Below are 1,750 nucleotides of genomic sequence, written 5' to 3'. Positions count from 1 at the left end.
CGGGCGTGGCACCAGTCGAGTGCGGCGCCGGTCGCCGGGCCGCCGATCACGGGCCCACCGGTCTCGGGACCGCCCTCCCCCGCCCCGGGCGTGCCGGTCACGTCAGGGGGACGCGGCGGTACGTGCCGGCGGCGGTGTCCGCGGCCTCGATCTCGTCGCGGGTGATCCCCAGCACGAACAGCACGGTGTCGAGGAACGGTTTGGACAGCGACGCGTCCGCCACCTCGCGGAGGGCGGGCTTCGCGCAGAACGCGATCCCCAACCCGGCGGTGGTGAGCATGTCGATGTCGTTGGCACCGTCACCTACCGCGACGGTCTGGCTCAGGGAGATACCGAGCTGGTCGGCGAACTCGCGGAGGTAGGCGGCCTTCGCCTCGCGGTCCACCACCTCGCCGACCACCCGGCCGGTGAGCGTGCCGTCCACGATCTCGAGGGTGTTGGCGCGGGCGAAGTCGAGTCCCAGCTCCTCGGCGAGGCCGGAGATCACCTGGATGAAGCCGCCGGAGACCACCCCGCAGCGGATCCCCAGCCGCTTGAGCGTGCGGATGGTGGTGCGGGCCCCGGGCGTGAGCACGATGCTCGAGGCGACCTCGTCCAGCACGGTGGCGGGCAGACCTGCCAGCGTCGCGACACGCTCGTGCAGGGACTGGGCGAAGTCGAGCTCTCCGCGCATGGCACGCTCCGTGACGGCCCGGACCTCGTCCTCCTTGCCCGCGTGCGCGGCGAGCATCTCGATCACCTCGCCCTGGACGAGGGTGGAGTCCACATCGAACACCACCAGTCGCTTGGACCGACGGCCGAGCCCGGCCCGGTCCACCGAGATGTCGACGCCGTGGGCGTCCGAGAGGGGGGCGAGGGTCTCGCGCAGGCGGGCATCGTCGGCCGAGTCCCGGCCGGCGGTGGACACGTGCAACTCGATACCCGTGACCGGGTAGTCGGCGATCCCGCGGATCGTGTCGATGTTCGCGCCGATGGAGGCCAGCGATCCGGCGACGGCGGAGAACGCCGAGGCCGGGACGGGGCTGCCGAGGATCACGACCGCGTGAGTGGAGGGCGGGGCCGCGGGGGCGATGTCGTCGAACTGGACCTCGAGTTGCATCCCGAGGTCGTGGACCTGCTCGGTGAGCTCCCTGACGACGGTGACGACATCGGCGCCGTCGTCCACCCGGACCATGAGCCCCAGGGACAGGTGCCCGTTGACGACGACCTGCTCCACGTCGACCAGATCGGCGTGGTGGGACGCGAGGACGGACATCACCCGCGCGGTCACGCCCGGGCGGTCGGGCCCGGTGACGGTGAGGAGAGCCGGGGTGCCGGTGGTGCTCACATGTACTCCTGACAGGTGATCGGGGAGGGCGGTGCTGATGTTGCGGGGCCTGACAAGCGGAAACCCCGCCGGTGGACGAGCCGCCGACGGGGTTCCCGGGACCTACGCCCGTGGGTGAGTACGGGCGGGCGATCAGCCCTTCTGCGGGGATGGTCCCCGGTCGGCCACATCCTTGGCCGAGTCCGGGTCCTGTGCCTTGACCCGTCCACCGACGTGGGCCTCCGCCCGCATCCGCTCGCTCATGTGCGGGTAGTGCAGCTCGAACGCGGGGCGCTCGGAGCGGATCCGGGGCAGCGTCACGAAGTTGTGGCGCGGCGGCGGGCAGGAGGTCGCCCACTCGAGGGAGTTGCCCGCGCCCCACGGGTCGTCGACCGTGACGATCTCCCCGTAGCGCCAGCTCTTGATGATGTTCCAGATGAACGG

General features: G+C 71.6%; 1 protein-coding gene and 1 pseudogene. Both read right to left on the bottom strand.

Going from position 1 to position 1,750, the window contains the following annotated elements:
* Positions 1 to 97 precede the first annotated feature (97 nt).
* On the bottom strand, positions 98 to 1,327 hold the full coding sequence (gene serB / locus G6023_RS08745) for a phosphoserine phosphatase SerB (protein ID WP_132062094.1): 1,230 nt from the start codon (positions 1,325 to 1,327) through the stop codon (positions 98 to 100).
* Positions 1,328 to 1,459: 132 nt separating this feature from the next.
* A pseudogene (locus G6023_RS08740) lies at positions 1,460 to 1,750 on the bottom strand (aa3-type cytochrome oxidase subunit I); the annotation flags it as partial.

The organism is Dietzia sp. DQ11-71, assembly GCF_014144995.1.
GTDB classification, from domain to species: Bacteria; Actinomycetota; Actinomycetes; order Mycobacteriales; family Mycobacteriaceae; genus Dietzia; species Dietzia kunjamensis.
This window is presented reverse-complemented; position numbering and strand designations above follow the sequence as displayed.